Here is a 16,035-nt window from a genome sequence, read left to right as displayed (position 1 = left end):
TCAGTCCACCGCCCGGTGCGCCGCCGCGATGATGTCGGCGGTCTGCGGGAGGGCGGCCTGTTCGAGCAGCCGTGCGTAGGGGATGGGTACCTCCGCGCTGCACACCCGCTCGACCGGTGCGTCCAGTTCGTAGAACGATGTCTCGGCGATCCTCGCGGACACCTCGGCCGCGAGACTGCCGCTGCGCCATGCCTCGTCGATCACCACCGCGCGGTGCGTGCGGGCCACGGAGGCGGCCACGGCCGTGCCGTCGAGGGGCCGCAGGGTGCGCAGATCGACGACCTCGGCGTCGATGCCGTCGTTCGCCAGCTCGTCCGCCGCGGTCAGCGCTTTCGGGAGGGAACCGCCGTAGGTGATAAGGGAGATGTCGGTGCCCGGCCTGCGGACCGCGGCGTGGTCCAGGTCCACGGGGCCGGCTGGCGGGGCGAGCTCGCCGGAGGCGTTGTAGAGACTGCCGTGTTCGAAGATCAGCACGGGGTCGGGGTCGGCCAGTGCCGGTGCGAGCATGTGGCGAGCGTCCTCGATGGTCGCCGGTGCGAGCACGCGGATGCCCGGGATGTGTGCGTACCACCCTTCGAGGCTGTGCGAGTGCTGGGCGGCCAGCTGTCGGCCGGCGCCCGTCGTCATGCGGATCACGAGCGGTACGGACAGTTGGCCGCCCGACATGTGCAGGAGCGTGGCGGCGTTGTTGAGGATCTGGTCGAGGGCGAGCAGGCTGAAGTTGATCGTCATGATCTCGACGATCGGCCGCATCCCGTTGAGGGCAGCGCCGATACCCGCGCCCACGAACGCGGACTCCGACAGGGGGGTGTCCAAGATCCGCTCGGGTCCGAACTCCTCCAGCAGCCCGAGGCTCACACCGAAGCAGCCGCCGTACCGGCCCACGTCCTCGCCCATGAGGAAGACCCGGTCGTCGGCGCGCAGTGCCTCCCGGAGAGCTTCCCGCATCGCCTCCCGATACGTCGTCTTCGTTGCTACGGCAGCATCCGGGGTCATGATCACGTCGCCTCCGTCCGGGGGCTGGTGACGTGCTGCAGCAGGCTCTCGACCGGCTCTTCAGGTGCGCGCTCGGCCCCGTCCACAGCGGCGTCGATCTCCTCGGTGACCTGGCGTTCGATCTCGCCGAGCCGGTCCTCGACCGGCTCGGCGTCCGCACGCATCCGGTCCGTGAGCCGGGTGACCGGGTCGCGGGCCTTCCAGCGCTCGATCTCCGCCTTGTCGCGGTAGCGGTCCGGGTCGTACATGGAGTGGGCACGGAAGCGGTAGGTGCGCATTTCGAGGAAGTACGGCCCGCCGCCACCCCGAATGCCCTCGGCGGCCCGACGGGCGGCCCGCTCGACGGCTTCGACGTCCATGCCGTCCACCGCCCACGCCGCCATGCCGTAGGAGGCGGCGCGCAGCGCCAGGTCGGTCTGCGCCTCGTGGCGTTGCAGGGCCGTGCCCATGGCATACAGGTTGTTCTCGCACACGAACAGCAGCGGCAGGTCCCACAGGGCGGCCAGATTCGCCGTCTCGTGGAACTCGCCCTCGGCGAAGGCACCGTCGCCGAAGAAGCAGCACGTGACACGGGACCGCCCGCACATGCGGTCGGCGAGCGCGAGCCCGGCGGCCAGCGGCAGCCCGCCCGCGACGATCGCGTTCCCGCCGTAGAAGCGACGTCCGGCGTCGAAGAGGTGCATGGACCCGCCGCGCCCTCCGCTGCAGCCGGTGGCCCTGCCGTACATCTCGGCCATGATGGCTTCGGCCGGGAGACCGCGGGCCAGCGCGTGGCCGTGCTCGCGGTAGGTGGAGACCACCGCGTCCTCGGCGGTCAGGGCTTCGTTGACGCCGACGGCGACGGCCTCTTCCCCGATGTAGAGGTGGACGAAGCCGCGGATCTTCGCGGCGCTGTACAACTCGACGCAGCGCTCCTCGAAACGTCGGATGCGCAGCATGGCGTGCAGCAGTTCGCCGCGGTGCTCGGCCCGGGTTGCCACGTCGGCGCTCATCGTCGCCTTGCGTCTGCGGGTGCCACGGACGGAGGTCATACGGATCCCTCCAGTGTGGACAGGTCGCCGGTTGGCAGCCCGAGTTCACGGGCGCGCAGCAGCCGGCGCATCACCTTGCCGCTGCGTGTCTTGGGCAGATTCTGGTCGAAGGCGATCTCCCGGGGAGCGACGGCGGGGCCCAGCCGCCGACGGCCGAAGGCCAGCAACTCACGCTCCAGCGCGGCGGTCGGCTCGACACCGGGTCGCAACGAGACGAACGCTTTGACGATGTTCCCGGCCATGGGGTCGGGCCGTCCGATCACCCCGGCCTCGGCGACGGCCGGGTGTTCCATCAAGGTGCTCTCCACCTCGAAGGGGCCGATCAGGTGCCCCGCCGACTTGATGACGTCGTCGGCCCGGCCCACGAACCAGTACCACCCGTCCTCGTCCCGCCTGGCCAGGTCTCCGGTCAGGTACCAGCCGTCGGCGAACGCCGCCTCGTAGCGCTTCTCGTCGTGCAGATATCCGCGGAACATGGAGGGCCAGCCAGGACGCAGTGCCAACTCGCCCACCACGTCCGGTTCGTGCACCGCACGCACACCGCCGTCGGTGATCCGGGCGCGGCCGTCCTCGCCGCGTTCCAGCACCGTGGCCTCAACGCCCGGAAGTGGTCGGCCCATCGACCCGGGCCGGATCTCGCAGGCGGCGAAGTTGGCGATCATGATGCAACCGGTCTCGGTCTGCCACCAGTTGTCGTGCACAGGCAGGCCCAGCGACTCCTGGCCCCAGACCACGGCCTCGGGGTTGAGGGGCTCGCCGACGGACGCGACGAAGCGCAGGGCCGGCAGGTCGTGCACCGCTCGCCCGTCGTTGGACCGCTGTGGCGGCGCGCCGCGCATGAGCATGCGCAGCGCCGTGGGCGCGGTGTACCAGACGCTCACCTGCTGCTCGTCGAGAATGCGGTACCAGCGCAGGGCGTCGTAGTCCCCCTCGTCGACCACTACGGTCACGCCATGGACGAGCGGAGCGATGACGCCGTAGGACATGCCGGTGACCCAGCCCGGGTCGGCGGTGCACCAGTACACGTCCTCGGGGTGCAGGTCCAGTGCGTAGGCGGCCGTGGCGTGGTGGGCGACGACGGCTTCGTGGACGTGGATCGCACCCTTCGGGGTACCGGTGGTTCCGCTCGTGAAGTGCAGTAGTGCCATGTCCTCGGGCGAGGTCGGCGGGATGGCGAAATGCCCGGAAGCGGCGGCCATGAGCGCGTCGAACGAGAGCGTCCCGGGCAGTTCCTCGGCACCGGGCCCGACGATGAGGACGTGTGCGAGTCCGGGGAGGTCCGGCCTGCGTTCCGCGACCTTGCGCCGGTAGAGGGCCGCCGTGGTGACCAGCACGAGGGCGTCGCCGAGCCGAAGGCGCTGCTCGACCGGGTCGGGGCCGAATGCGGAGAAGAGCGGACAGAGCACGCTGGTGTTCTTCAACGTGCCGAGCACGACCGTGTACAGCTCCGGACACCTGCCGAGCAAGGTGAACACCGCGTCACCGCGGCCGACTCCCAGCGAGCGCAGGACGTTCGCGAAACGCGCCGTGCGGTGGGCCAACTCGGCGTACGTGGCGCTGGTGACGGTGCCGTCACGCGCGAGACACCGCAACGCGACCTTGCCGCCACGCATCGTCCCCACATGACGATCGACGGCCTCGTACGCCATGTTCAGGCCGCGCCCGCAGGGCAGACCGTCCAGGCACTTCCGCGCTCGGGACCAGGTGAACTCCGAGCGTTCCCGCGCGTAGTCGGCGAGGTTCGGCGCCACCTGCGCAGTGCTGTCCTTGCGTATGGTCTCCCACGTCATCGCGGTTTCCTCCGACGCTTCGCACCCACTACAGGATCGCGGACCCCGCGCACAGGCGCATGGGGCCGAAGGGCCCGGGACACGGACCGGCCGGGCAGAGGGGCCGTGGGTCGGGCCGTCGCGGCGCTGAGCCCTCCGGTACGGACGGATGCCACAGTCGTCACGGGACGTCGGCGAGGGACGCCGCGCCCCGCTCGCCGCCGCGCGGGTGCCCGTGCAGGAGGCGACCGCTCACGAGATCGGGGGTGATCCGGACGAAGGCGTCCTCCGCCACGGACACCCACGAGCGGAGCCCGACCGTTCGCAGCCGTTCCTGATCCCTCCGGTCGGTGACCAGGGCGGCCCGCCCGGTCACGACCACGCTCCAGCCCGACTGCGACTCCTCGTCGAACCAGTCGGTTTCAAAAGCCACAACGGCGCCGTCGACGGCATGCGCCACACGTGACCGCGCCGAAGTCCGGAACACCACCGCGTGGTCCTGGTCCAGAGAGAAGTTGACCGGCAGGGCGGCCGGCAGAGCCTCGTGCGTGTACACGATGCGGCCGATGGGCACCAACGTCAGGAAGCGCAGGCACTCCTGCCGGTCCAGCTGTCGAAGGCCGTTGTCCCACTGCATGGCCTCAGCGTGCGCGCACCGCACGGACAGGGCGTAGGGCCGATGGTCCCCCGTCGCGGGGTGGTTCGGGCCGTTCCGCCGCGCCCGTACGCCGTCGCCTGGCCCCGCCCGCGTCGGCTTCGACGCCTTCTCCGCTGCCGTCGGCCCCGGTCCTTGGGCCAAGGGGCCCTGTCGCCGGACGGACGGTGACCGCACGCTGGAGGGAGGAAGACCTGTTCGTACCCCGCTCCGGCTCGCGGTGAGAAGGAGGCAACTGCCATGGACCACGCCGTCACCGTGGGGCTCGACGGCTCGGCCGAGAGCCTGGCGGCTGCCCGCTGGGCAGCCGGGGAAGCCGATCGCCGAGGGCTCCCGCTACGCCTGCTGCATGCCTGGCCCATGCTCGCACCGGAGGCCGTCGGGCCGGCCCCGGAGGTGGACCAGAACTACTGGGCGAAACGTATCGTGCACGATGCGCAATCGGAAATTCACGGGCGCTACCCGGACCTCCCCGTCGTCGAGGACCTGGTCGCATCTGACGCCGAGACCGCCCTGCTCGGCGCGTCGGCGCGGTCCGAACTGCTGGTACTCGGATCGCGGGGACTGTCCACCGCCGCATGCTTCTTCCTGGGCGACACCAGTATGGAGATCGTGGCACGAGCAGAGCGGCCGGTCGTGCTGGTGCGCGCCGGCCTGCGCCCCGCCCCGGATTCGGCTCGCGGCCCGGGCGGAGTCGTGGTGGTCGGGGTGAGCCTGCACGGGCAGTGCGACGACCTGCTGGAGTTCGCCTTCGAGGCCGCCGCCCTGCGCGAAGTGCCCCTGCACGCCGTCCACGGGAGGAGCTTGCCGGTGGATACGTACGTGCCGTGGGCCGGGAATCCCGACGTCATCGAGGAGATCACCGAGGAAGCCCGGCAGCGGCTGGGCGAGGCACTCCGCTCGTCGCGCGAGAAGTTCCCCGGTGTGCGGGTGATCGACAGCGTACTTCTGGAGAGCCCGTCCCGGGCCGTCGTACGAGCGGCCTCGGCCGCCGATCTCCTGGTGATCGGACGCCGTCGGCAACGGCCCGCCCTGGCGCCACGGCTGGGCAACGTCGCGCATGCCGCCGCACACCACGCGTCGTGCCCCGTCGCCATCGTGCCGCACGGCTGACGAATCCGGGACCGGTCCACAGGGGTTGCACTGGTGCCCCGAACGCCACCAGGTGGTCAACATGCCTTGCCCGGCTGTTGCGTCTCGGCATCGGCGGCCCACGCGAGCGCGTCGTCGAGCTCGTCGTATGCGAAGCGTTGCACCTCGGCATGGACGAAGTGGTTCGCGAGGTGGGGCACCAGCGCGGCGACCCTGCTGTCCGCTGCCAACGCGATCCTTTCGACCTTCCGATGGTGGTCACGGATGAACCGCACGTGGCGTACCAGGCTGCCGAGGTTTTCCCAACCGGGAAACTCGCGTGTGTGGATCACGACGCCGGCCAGTGCGTCGTGGGTCTGCAGCCAGATGTCCGCGGTCGCCGCCAGTGCCTCGAAGTCCTGTGAGCGCAGCGGCTGTTGGACTTCGACGACGAGTACGCGGGAGTCGGTCAGGAGCCGGTGGGAGATGCCGGGGCCTTCGGGCAGTGACGTCAGCCACTGCAGCGCCTCTTCGCGTTCCTGGGCGCCGAAGACGTGCACGGGGCAGGGCACCAGGAAGCGCAGCAAACGGGTCGTCTCGCGGATCCATCCGGCATCGGTGACAACGGCGCAGCCGTCGCACAGCCGCATGGCTCCGGGACCGACCTTGAGGTCCTCCCAGGCCGCAGCCGGGGTGAACGACCGGAACTCCGGCCCGATCTCACACAGGACGCGCAGGCGCCGTCCTGCCTGGCGGGCGTCCTCGACGAGTGGCACGACCACGCGCTCGTAGTCGCCCTTCGACACGGTGCCGACGGCCTTCACCACATCGACGCCTGCGGGTGTTTCCTTGGTTGCCTTCAGCATGAGGTCGCTCCCTCCACGTGAGGGGGACGGGCTTACGCGGACGCCGAGAGCGGTACCGTGCCGCCCGTTCGCGGACTCGCCCCTTCCAGTATTCCGCCTTCGCCCAAGGCCCTGTGCGCGAAACGGTCTGGGCGGGCGATCGGTCACCCGTCGTAGCCAGGCGTGCGGAGGCGCGGGTCGGCTGGGGCCTCTGGTCGGCAGGCATTGGCAAGCGGTGACGAATCGCGGACTCTCCCGCAGCACCGGGGCAGTCGGGTAGGGCTGGAATGTGGTCGGATCGACCCAGAGCGCAGGGCCGGAGGGCCCAAGCGCCGACGAACCGACATCGGCCACTGTGGAACAAACGCCTTCGAGGAGGTGGGTGGCATGGCGAATCTCGGTGTCGCGATCGTGCGTCAGTACCAACGTGGAGTGGTGTTCCGCTTCGGGAAACTACGCAACGTCCGGAATCCGGGTATTCGCTTCATGATCCCTTTGGCGGATCGGATGTGGAAGGTCACCCTGCGGACGGTGACCATGCCGATCCCCTCCCAACAGGTCATCACCCGCGACAATGTCTCCATCGGCGTCGCGGCCGTCGCATACTTCCGTCGTGTCGACCCCGTGAAGTCCATCGTGGAGATCGAGGACGTGTCGGCCGCCACCGATCAGATAGCCCAGACCACCGTGCGCAACGTCGTGGGCCGGTCCCTCCTCGACCAGGTCCTCACCGACACCGAAACGTTGAACACCCAGATCAAGGACATCCTCGACGGGCTGACCCAACGCTGGGGCATCTACGTCCTGCTGGTGGAGCTCAAGGACATCGAACTGCCGCCCACCATGCAGCGCGCGATGGCACGCCAGGCCGAGGCCGAGCGGGAGAAGCGCGCCAAGATCATCGCAGCCGAGGGAGAGGCACTGAGCGCGGACCGCCTCGCCGAGGCCGCCGACGTCATCAGCGCCCACCCCGTCGCCCTGCAGCTGCGGAACCTGCAGGTCCTCTCCGAGATCGCCGCAGAGAAGAACTCCACCATCGTCTTCCCCGCCCAGTTCCTGGAAAGCGCCCGCGCCCTGGCCCGATTCGTCGAGGACGAAACACAGCACATCACTGCCCCACCGCCGACCCGAAGTCCGCACCCAGAGCCGGTGCCCGTCGAGCAAGCCACTGTGGCATGAGCGCGCACGAGCGGCAGATGCATTCGCTCGCCGACGGCAGCGGGGCACGGCGGACACGGACCGGCCCGGCCGGACAGAAGCTCCTCCCGCCCCCGCGGCGGAACGGGCTGTGCTCGGGCATACCGGGCGCCGGTCCGGCGCCGACGTTTCGCACAAGGGAGTGGCCATGACTGGATCGATCGTCGTCGGGGTCGACGGTTCCGGACGCAGCTTGCGGGCCCTGATCTGGGCGGCCCACGAGGCCGCATCGCGAGGTCGTGCTCTGCGCATCGTGCACGTCCTGCCCCCGGCACACGCATACGCCACCACCCCGGAGGGACGTGCCTGGGAGGCAGGGCAACACGACAGGGGAGTGGTCGACGAGGCCATCACGGTCGTCAAGGACGCGCATCCGGGCCTGGAAGTCACTTCCGCGCTGCCCTCGGGTGCTCCACCTGCTGCGCTGCTGTCCGAGGCGGAGCACGCGCACACGCTTGTGCTCGGTGCCAAGGGCATGGGTGGGTTCGGGAGCCTGCTGCTGGGCTCGGTCGCGCTTCAGGTCGTCGGACATGCGGTGTGCCCCGTGGTCGTCGTCAACTACCTCACCACCGGTCACAACCGCATCGTGGTGGGCACGGACGGCTCGACCCACTCGGACGCCGCCCTGGCGTACGCCTTCGAGCAGGCATCCCTGCGTGGTATCCCCCTGCAGGCCGTGCACGCCTGGACCCGCCCGGGACTGCACGGTCTCACGACCGCCGGAGCACTGGACGAGGCGGCCCGAGCGCACCGGAAGGACCTGGAGGATTGGCTGGCCCCACTGACTCGCCAGCACCCCGAGGTGGAGGTGGTGAAGCATCTCCCCGAGGAAGACCCCATGCTCGCTCTGGCCCGCGCGTCCGACCGGGCGGACCTCCTGGTCGTCGGCTCCCGCGGCCGCGGCGGCTTCCGCGGACTGGCCATGGGGTCGGTCAGCCACCAACTCCTGCAGTTCTCCCAGTGCCCTGTGGCGGTCGTCCGACCACACCGCACACCCCATGCCGGCTGAAGCCTTCACAGGGCATGGAAAGTACGCGCCGATGCACGACCGGGAGGCGGAACTCCATGTCCACCGAACCTCAGCCGTCCACGGGCCCCGCGGCGCCCCGGCGGAGGCCGGCACTGCTGACCTTCATGGGCGGCGTCGGGACCGTGACCGGCAGCAAGTTCCTCGTCGAGAGCGACCACACGCGGATCCTCGTCGACTGCGGGCTCTTCCAAGGTCTCGGCGAGCTGCGCCGCCGCAACTGGCGGAGTCTTCCTCGCGACGCATCCGACATCGAGGCCGTCGTCGTCACCCACGCGCACCTGGACCACTGCGGCTATCTGCCCCGCCTCGTCCGCCAGGGCTTCCGGGGGCCGATCCTCGCCAGCACGTACACCGCGCGACTGGCCGGGATCGTGCTGCGTGACAGCGCCCACCTGCAGATGGAGGCGGCAGCGCACGCCAACGCGCACGGCTGGTCCAAACACCGGGTCGCCGAACCGCTCTACGACGACGCCGACGTCGACCGCACCCTGCAATATTTCGATCCGGTACCCGTGGACACCGCCATCGACGTCACCACCGGGACCACGCTGACCCTGCGACGCGCCGGACACATCCTCGGCTCGACGTGGGCCCACCTCACCCTGGAAGACGGACACACCCTCGCGGTGAGCGGCGACCTCGGACGCCCCGGGCATCCCCTGCTGCGCCCGGCCGAGCCGTTCTCGGGGGCGGACGTGTTGCTGGTGGAGTCGACGTACGGCAATCGCCGGCACGACGACGAGGCCGGTCGGGCACGATTCGGCCACGTGCTGGCCCGCACGCTGCGACGCGGAGGAATCGTGGTCGTTCCCGCCTTCGCCCTGGACCGCACGGAGGTCGTGTTGAACGAGCTGGCCGCCCTGCGAGCCCAGGGCGCACTGCCCAAGAAGGTCCCGGTGTACGTCGACAGCCCCATGGCCCTGAGGGCCCTGGACGTGTATCGGGACGCCATCCACTCCCGCGCCGCCGAACTGCTGCCCGAGATCACCTCCGCAGGGACGGCCGCGCTGAGCCCCGACCCGTTCACCGCCGCCCGCTCCGTTCAGGAGTCGATCGACATCAACCACACGCAGGGCCCGGCGGTCATCGTCTCGTCGGCGGGCATGGCGACCGGCGGACGCGTTCTGCATCACCTGCGGCGGCGCCTGCCCGACCCGCGCAACGCCGTGGTCATCGTGGGCTTCGCGGCGGTGGGCACCCGCGCCCGCGACCTGGTGGACGGGGCCGGCGCACTCAAGATGTTCGGCGAGTACGTCCCCGTGCGCGCCGAGGTGGCGAACGTTCCGCACTTCTCGGCCCACGCGGACGCGGCGCAGATCGTGGACTGGCTGCGTGCCGCCCCGCCTCCGCACACCACGTATCTGGTGCACGGTGAGCCGGACGCCTCCACGGCCCTACGGGACCGGATCGCGCGGGAACTGGGCTGGCACGCGGTCCTGCCACGCTCGGGAGAGAACGTCCTGGTGCGCTGAGCGCCGGACGGGCCTATGCGTCCCCCACACCCGGCCGGAGCCGTCAGCGGGCACCACGGCTCCAACCTCTGTCCCGGATGGGGCACGCGACCCGACCGCGGGTGGGTAGGCGGCAGCGCCGGACGCGATGTTCGACCTCGGGCACGGACGCGCTGCGCCCCTTGCATCGCCGACGTCGTGATCGGAAGGGTTCGGTCTGCGTCCTGTGGGTGCCACAGGCCAGTGCGGTACCGCGACGCCGGTCCCGGTCGGGGCGTCCGACCCCAGCCTCGCCAGTCTGCTCGAAGCTCTATCAGGCGGTGGGTGTCCGTGGCTCGTTTGGCCTCAGAAGCGGTGGCCGGGCGCGGGAGATTCCGATTGCGCTGTGACCGTGACGCGGTGCGTCGTCAGCCCGTGAGGCCGGCTTCTTCGAGGTCGAGTGCGCGTTGGAGTCGGCGTCGGGTCGTGTTGCTGATCTTGTTCTCCTCGTAGAGGCGTTGCAACTCGGCGGTTTCCACTGCGATCAGTGCCCGGCGTATCTCGCCGTAGGCATCGGCGGGGCGGGCTGCGAGGTCGTCGGTAGGTGCGTCGTTGCCCGCGTCGGCGTTCGCCTGACGAAGGTGGGCTTCGAGGTGGCGGCGGACCTGCTTCAGAACGGTCTCGGAGGCTGCGTCGGCTTCTTCGTACCGGTCCAGCTCGGTCAGGGCGGCGGTGGCCAGGTGACGGCGGGCCTGGGCTTCCTCGCGGGCGGTGTGTTGTGGTTCCAGTGCGATGCCGGAACGGCGGACGACGGGGGCGAGGGTGAAGCCCTGGACGACGAGAGTCAGTGCGATGGTGCCCGTGGTGAGGGTGAGGATCAGCGCCCGGTGTGGCAGTGGGGCGCCGGCGTGAGTGGTCAGGGGGATGGACAGGGCGGCGGCCAGGGGCATGACCCCGCGTGTGCCGGCCCAGGACAGGACGGCCGGCACACGCCAGGAGAGCCGTTCGGCGCCCCGCCGGTACTGCATCAGCGCGGAGAGCGGAAAGACCCACAGGAGTCGGATGGCCAGGACCGTGACGGCGACGACCGGGACCCACAGGGGCCAGCCGCGCTCGTCGGCGGCCAACTCGTGGACCAGGGTCGGTAGCTGGAGGCCGATGATGGCGAAGACGACGCTTTCCAAGAGAAAGACGACCGTGCCGTAGACGGCGTGGATCTGGAGGCGGATATGGGCGTTGGTGAGTTTGTGGCCGGTTGAGCCGAGGATGACCCCCGCGACCACGACGGCGGTCACGCCGGAGGTGTGCAGCTCCTCGGCCAGGACGTAGGACGCGTAGGGGGTGACCAGTGCGATGACGGTCTCCAACACGGGGTCCTCGGTACGTCTGCGGATGAGCGTCACCACTCCGGCGACTCCGGCGCCGATGAGGGCTCCGCCTCCGCCGAGCAGGACGAACTGCCCTGCGGCCGAGGGAATGGACACCGCCCCGGCGGCCACCGCGGTCCCCACGGCGACCTTGAAAAGCACCAGTGAGGTGGCGTCGTTGAACAGGCTCTCGGCCTGCACCATGGACTGAACCCTCGGCGGCAGCGCCAGGCGGCGTCCGAGCGCGGTGACTGCCACCGGGTCGGTGCTGGCCAGGACCGCACCCAGTACGAACGCCGTCGCCGTGGTGAGCGGGGTCAGGGCCGAGGCGATCATTCCCACGGCAACGGCCGAGGCCAGGACGAGCCCGAAGACGAGGATGGTCACCGGGCGCCACACTGCGCGCAACTCGCGCCCGGATATTTCCTCGGCCGAGGCGTACAGCAGCGGCGGCAGCACCAGGACACTGATCACTTGCGGTGCGACATGGATGTCCGGCACCCATGGCAACAGTCCGACGACCAGGCCGGCGATTACCAGGAGAGACGGGGCGGGCAGGCTCCAGTGGCGGGCGCCTGTGGCAACAGCGGTGGCCAGGACCACGAGGAGTAGCACGATGGTCAGGCCGGTCATGGAGGTCCCCTGTCGAAAGCGGCTTGTGATCTTTCTCCGCCGACCAGACTTCCCGGCACTCCTGCCAGGCACTTTATCGGACTTTAATGGCTCGCATGCGGGATTTTGTCATGCGCACACTATCCGGTCGGGTAAACGGTGCCCCGCTGGGCGGTGCCTTCGTCCTGGTCATCGCCCTCGCTCACGGAGAGCCCGGCTGCGTACCCAAGCCCTCCTCGGCACCGTGCTCCGGCCAATCGCTGATGCGCCGGGGACGTACGGGCCCAGCCCAGCGGGTGCCGGAAGCACGACGGCGGATCGGGTCGGTGGCCAGCCGTACTCCGGCCCGTTGCAGAGGATCAGGGGGCTGGTCATCCGGCAACAGTCTGGTCGCCGTGCGCAGTGACGAACCGCGCCCGCAGCCAGCACGGGTCATTGAGCGCCTTGAACCGGTCGGGCTCCCTGACCACGGCGCGGGCGAAGGCGCGAGCGGGTGAGGGAACATCTTCGGGAGCTCTTCGTGCAGCTTGCTTCTCGTCGCAGGGAGCGGTCGGTGAGCGAGTTCGAGTCCCGACTGCGGGAGACTTTCCCGGAGGCGGTCGGCGGATGGCTTCGTCCATGAGGACGTAGAGCAGGCCGACCAGCGAGCCGCTGCTGACGACTTCGCGGCGGTCGATCATGGCGCGGGCCTCGCTGAGCGGGACCCATTCGATCCTGTCGGACTCGTTCTTCTCCGTCGGCGGCCCCATGTACGTCGCGCCGTCGGCACGGAAGACGTAGTGCTGTGAGTCCGTGATTCCGTTCGCCGGTTCCGCGTAGATCAACGGTTTCATCGTGTCCGGGCGCCAGCCGGTTTCTTCTTCCACCTCGCGGGCCGCCACGCGCACGGCGACCCAGGTGGGCACCCGCTCGTGCAGCTTCTCGGCGGCCGACGCCTCAGGGGCATGTTGTGGGGCCGTCTCCCTGCGCCTCCAGGGCCCTGACTCCACATGGGAGTCACGTTCTGGAGTCTCCGCGCGCGCGTCCTTTCACGTTGACTAATCATCAGCCGTCCTGGGAGCGCGTGCGTGAACGCGACCGTCGGTGGCAGGGCCGCCGGCTGGTTCCTTCCCAACGCGAGGCGGGCGGCTGGCAATCATCCCCCACCCACCGCGAGCGAACCGAGGCGAGCCCGCGTCCGCCGAGGCAACTGCCCTGTGAGCGGCGCGCGTCACGAGGTCGAGGTCGGCGATCTCGTTGTCGCCGTGACAACCAGCAGGAAGTGGGTGTGCACAGACATCGCCCGTGCCAGGACCGGCCAACCGGTATGGCTACTGCGCCCCCTGTACGGCGCTGCCAGCAGGGAGCATCTGCGCGTCGACCGGAACGACATCACCTCAGCTGATCGCCAGTAGTCTGCTGGGCGGGCCGGCCCCGAACCCCACGGGCCGGCCCGCCGCCATGGAGAGGACACGCAATGCAACCCAGCGGCCCCTTCCAAATCCCTGAGAACGTACGGAACATGATCCGCCCACGGGAGGCTCGTCTCGTGGGCGACCGTCGTGGTTCAACTGTCTGGGACGTGCGTACCGACATCCGCCGGTACGCAGTAAAGCTCGGTTGCCCGACGGCCAAGCACCAGTGGACCGCGCAGGCTCCGGCCCGGGGGCCGCGATCCTCCATCAACTCGGTGTCGACGATGTGCACCATGGCGAGTGGGCGGAGGGCACCTGGAACGCCCAGCCGTGGCACCCGGGCGCCGGGCTCTTCGACCGGTGGCGGCCGGGACGACATCCGGTCGAGCCCGCGGAGCCGAGCCCGGCCGACGCTCTCGCCGGCGCCGTGGCGTTGGCCGCACCGCACGACGCCGGTTGGGCCCATGGCGACGTGCAGCCCAACCACCTCCTCGTTCACGACGGCCGGGCCGTCCTGATCGACCTCGCCCTGGCTCACGGCCGGGGGATTCCGCCGCACGTGGACTTCGCCTACCGCGGATGCCTGGTCCACTACGAGGCGCCGGAGATCTCACACGGCATCCTGACCAACAGCACTGCGGTTCCGACGAAGGCGGCCGACGTGTACGCCCTGGCCGCCTCATGGTTCATCTCGGCCACGGGTTGGAGACACGTCTCCTACCCGGACGACGCCGAGCGCGAGGAGCGACGACGCGCCATCGTCCAGAAGCCCCACCGACGCATCAACGTCCCGGGGCCGCTCGGTCGACTCATCGAGCAGATGATGGCGCGGAACCCCGCCGATCGGCCGACGAGGGGGGAGGTGTGCGCCGAACTCCGCACCTGGGCCCAGTGACGTAGAGGACTACCCACCGGAAGCGGCGGCTCTCCGCGGCGATCGAGGCCGCTGCCCGGCCGCGATCTGAATGTGGCTCAGGTGGTGCCGGTAGTGCGGGTCTTGGCAGCATTCGTTTCGGGCTTCGTGTGGAGGATTTCGCGAGCCTGTTCCGCGGCGCGGGAAATGCTCTCACCGATGAAGTCGACGAAGCGGGCAATGTTTTCCAGGCGGGTGGCGGCTGGCGTGCTGGGCCCGAGGACGCCGACGCCCTGTCGTGCGGCTTCGGCGAGGTCGGCGGTGCCGCGGGCGTCGGCGATCATCGCCTGGTACCAGATGTCGTCGTCGACGACGTAGCGCTCGCGACGGCGATCGTCGCGTTCCCGGCGCACCAGGCCCTGACCCTCAAGGAACGCGACCGCCTTGGAGATGGACGCCGGGCTGACCTGGAGGTGCCTGGCGAGTTCGGACGCGGTGAGGCTGCCCGCGTCGGTGGTGTAGAGACACACCAGCACCCGGGACATCATCTTGGGCATGCCCGTCCGCATAAGGACGGTGGTGAACATCTCCTCGTACGCGCGCACGGCCTCGTCGTCGCGTCCGTGGGCTTGTGGGGACACCTGCGGCTCTCGGCGCGCGGCCTGCCTGCGCCGGTGGGCGCGGCGTTCGGTGGCGCGGTGGGCCGAGTCGGCGCGGTAGTCGGTGGGGCCGCCATTGCGCATCACCTCGCGCGTGATGGTCGAGGTCGGGCGGTCGAGGCGTCTGGCGATCTCCGCATAGGCGAGGCCGTCGGCCAGTCCCAGTGCGATCTGCCGGCGTTCCTGCTGGGTGAGCCTGCCTCCCGGCATCGCGGTCTCCTCTGTGGTCTGCGGTGTCTCCGACGTAGCGTTCACTTCCAGCTCATTGCAACGGGCCGGATGAAGGTCGTTGCGTTAACCTCGAAGGCCGCTGCAATGATTTCCTGGATTCTACCTGTAGTTATGGTGATTCTGCATGGCGAATCTGTTGTTGGATCACCGAACGCAACGTAGCGTTTTCTTCATCGGAAACATTGCGCCTAAGGGGCGCGCCAGGCAGAAGTAAGGAGCGCACGATGCAGAAGTTCGACACTCCCACCCCGATCTCCGCCGTCCTCGACATCCCCGCGGGACACATCCGGTTCATCGCCGCGGACCGGGCCGACAGCACGGTCGAGGTTCTGCCCACGAACGCCTCGAAGAGCCGCGACGTGAAGGCGGCGGAGCAGACCGAGGTCGCCTATGACGACGGTGTCCTGCGGGTCGTGACCCCGGCGGCGACGAACCGGGTCCTCGGCAGCTCCGGTTCCCTTGAGGTGACCGTCCAACTGCCCGCAGGCTCCCGCATCGAGGCGAAGGCTGCCAGCGCCGATTTCCGGTGCGTCGGACGGCTCGGTGACGTCGCGTTCGAGGGCGCACAGGGCTCGATCAAGCTCGACGAGACCGAAAGTGCCAGCCTCGCCCTCCTCGCAGGCGACATCTCGGTCGGTCGTCTCGGCGGCCCCGCGGAAATCAGCACGGAGAAGGGCGACCTCAACATCGCCGAGGCCATGCACGGCACGGTCACGCTGCACACGCAGGCCGGCGACATCTCGGTCGGCGCCGCCCGAGGCGTCTCCGCCTCCCTGGACGCCGGCACCTCCTATGGCCGGGTCCACAACTCCCTCAAGAACACCGAGGGCGCCGCCGGGCTGAACATCCACGCGACCACCGCCTACGGCGACATCACCGCCCGCAGCCTTTGACG

At 69.8% G+C, this 16,035-nt stretch carries 13 protein-coding genes and 1 pseudogene; 6 read left to right on the top strand and 8 right to left on the bottom strand.

The window, feature by feature from the left end:
* The 4 genes from SNOUR_RS01980 to SNOUR_RS01965 all read right to left on the bottom strand — a co-directional run bounded on the left by SNOUR_RS01980 (window position 1) and on the right by SNOUR_RS01965 (window position 4,433).
* Window positions 1-996, bottom strand: a complete 996-nt coding sequence (locus SNOUR_RS01980; RefSeq protein ID WP_067357557.1) for an alpha-ketoacid dehydrogenase subunit beta — start codon at window positions 994-996, stop codon at window positions 1-3.
* Window positions 997-998: 2 nt separating this feature from the next.
* Window positions 999-1,988 carry a pyruvate dehydrogenase (acetyl-transferring) E1 component subunit alpha gene (gene pdhA / locus SNOUR_RS01975; protein ID WP_174717941.1) on the bottom strand — a complete coding sequence of 330 codons (990 nt, stop codon included), beginning with the start codon at window positions 1,986-1,988 and terminating at the stop codon, window positions 999-1,001.
* 35 nt (window positions 1,989-2,023) lie between these two features.
* Window positions 2,024-3,817, bottom strand: a complete 1,794-nt coding sequence (gene acsA, locus SNOUR_RS01970) for an acetate--CoA ligase (protein WP_067343292.1) — start codon at window positions 3,815-3,817, stop codon at window positions 2,024-2,026.
* Window positions 3,818-3,977: 160 nt separating this feature from the next.
* Window positions 3,978-4,433, bottom strand: a complete 456-nt coding sequence (locus tag SNOUR_RS01965; RefSeq protein WP_067343290.1) for a pyridoxamine 5'-phosphate oxidase family protein — start codon at window positions 4,431-4,433, stop codon at window positions 3,978-3,980.
* 258 nt (window positions 4,434-4,691) lie between these two features.
* Here SNOUR_RS01965 and SNOUR_RS01960 point away from each other — a divergent pair, with 258 nt between their 5' ends.
* Window positions 4,692-5,564 (top strand): universal stress protein, encoded by an 873-nt coding sequence (locus tag SNOUR_RS01960; RefSeq protein WP_067343288.1) that lies wholly within the window; start codon window positions 4,692-4,694, stop codon window positions 5,562-5,564.
* Window positions 5,565-5,620: 56 nt separating this feature from the next.
* Here SNOUR_RS01960 and SNOUR_RS01955 read toward each other — a convergent pair whose 3' ends face one another.
* Window positions 5,621-6,388, bottom strand: coding sequence for a SpoIIAA family protein (locus SNOUR_RS01955; RefSeq protein WP_067343286.1), 768 nt, complete (start codon window positions 6,386-6,388; stop codon window positions 5,621-5,623).
* Between the two features lie 366 nt (window positions 6,389-6,754).
* Between SNOUR_RS01955 and SNOUR_RS01950 the strand changes: the two genes are divergently transcribed.
* From SNOUR_RS01950 to SNOUR_RS01940, 3 genes are all read left to right on the top strand, one after another.
* Window positions 6,755-7,546 carry a slipin family protein gene (locus tag SNOUR_RS01950; RefSeq protein WP_067343284.1) on the top strand — a complete coding sequence of 264 codons (792 nt, stop codon included), beginning with the start codon at window positions 6,755-6,757 and terminating at the stop codon, window positions 7,544-7,546.
* 166 nt (window positions 7,547-7,712) lie between these two features.
* A complete protein-coding gene (locus SNOUR_RS01945; RefSeq protein WP_067343282.1) occupies window positions 7,713-8,573 on the top strand; it encodes a universal stress protein in 861 nt (286 codons plus the stop codon).
* A gap of 56 nt (window positions 8,574-8,629) precedes the next feature.
* Complete coding sequence (locus SNOUR_RS01940) at window positions 8,630-10,066, top strand: MBL fold metallo-hydrolase RNA specificity domain-containing protein (protein WP_067343280.1); 1,437 nt, start codon at window positions 8,630-8,632, stop codon at window positions 10,064-10,066.
* 386 nt (window positions 10,067-10,452) lie between these two features.
* Here the strand turns inward: SNOUR_RS01940 and SNOUR_RS01935 are convergent, their stop codons facing one another.
* Window positions 10,453-12,024: a Na+/H+ antiporter gene (locus SNOUR_RS01935; protein WP_067343277.1), complete on the bottom strand. Its 1,572-nt coding sequence runs from the start codon at window positions 12,022-12,024 to the stop codon at window positions 10,453-10,455.
* A gap of 581 nt (window positions 12,025-12,605) precedes the next feature.
* Window positions 12,606-12,881: pseudogene (locus tag SNOUR_RS01930) on the bottom strand (NUDIX hydrolase); the annotation flags it as partial.
* Window positions 12,882-13,623: 742 nt separating this feature from the next.
* Between SNOUR_RS01930 and SNOUR_RS01925 the strand changes: the two are divergent.
* Window positions 13,624-14,292, top strand: coding sequence for a protein kinase family protein (locus SNOUR_RS01925; RefSeq protein ID WP_312631696.1), 669 nt, complete (start codon window positions 13,624-13,626; stop codon window positions 14,290-14,292).
* Window positions 14,293-14,369: 77 nt separating this feature from the next.
* Here SNOUR_RS01925 and SNOUR_RS49110 read toward each other — a convergent pair whose 3' ends face one another.
* Complete coding sequence (locus SNOUR_RS49110; protein WP_067343275.1) at window positions 14,370-15,119, bottom strand: GbsR/MarR family transcriptional regulator; 750 nt, start codon at window positions 15,117-15,119, stop codon at window positions 14,370-14,372.
* Window positions 15,120-15,364: 245 nt separating this feature from the next.
* Between SNOUR_RS49110 and SNOUR_RS01915 the strand changes: the two genes are divergently transcribed.
* Window positions 15,365-16,033: a DUF4097 family beta strand repeat-containing protein gene (locus SNOUR_RS01915; protein WP_067343273.1), complete on the top strand. Its 669-nt coding sequence runs from the start codon at window positions 15,365-15,367 to the stop codon at window positions 16,031-16,033.
* Window positions 16,034-16,035: the final 2 nt, after the last annotated feature.

Origin of the sequence: Streptomyces noursei ATCC 11455, from assembly GCF_001704275.1 — a bacterium.
Lineage (GTDB): Bacteria > Actinomycetota > Actinomycetes > Streptomycetales > Streptomycetaceae > Streptomyces > Streptomyces noursei.
This window is presented reverse-complemented; position numbering and strand designations above follow the sequence as displayed.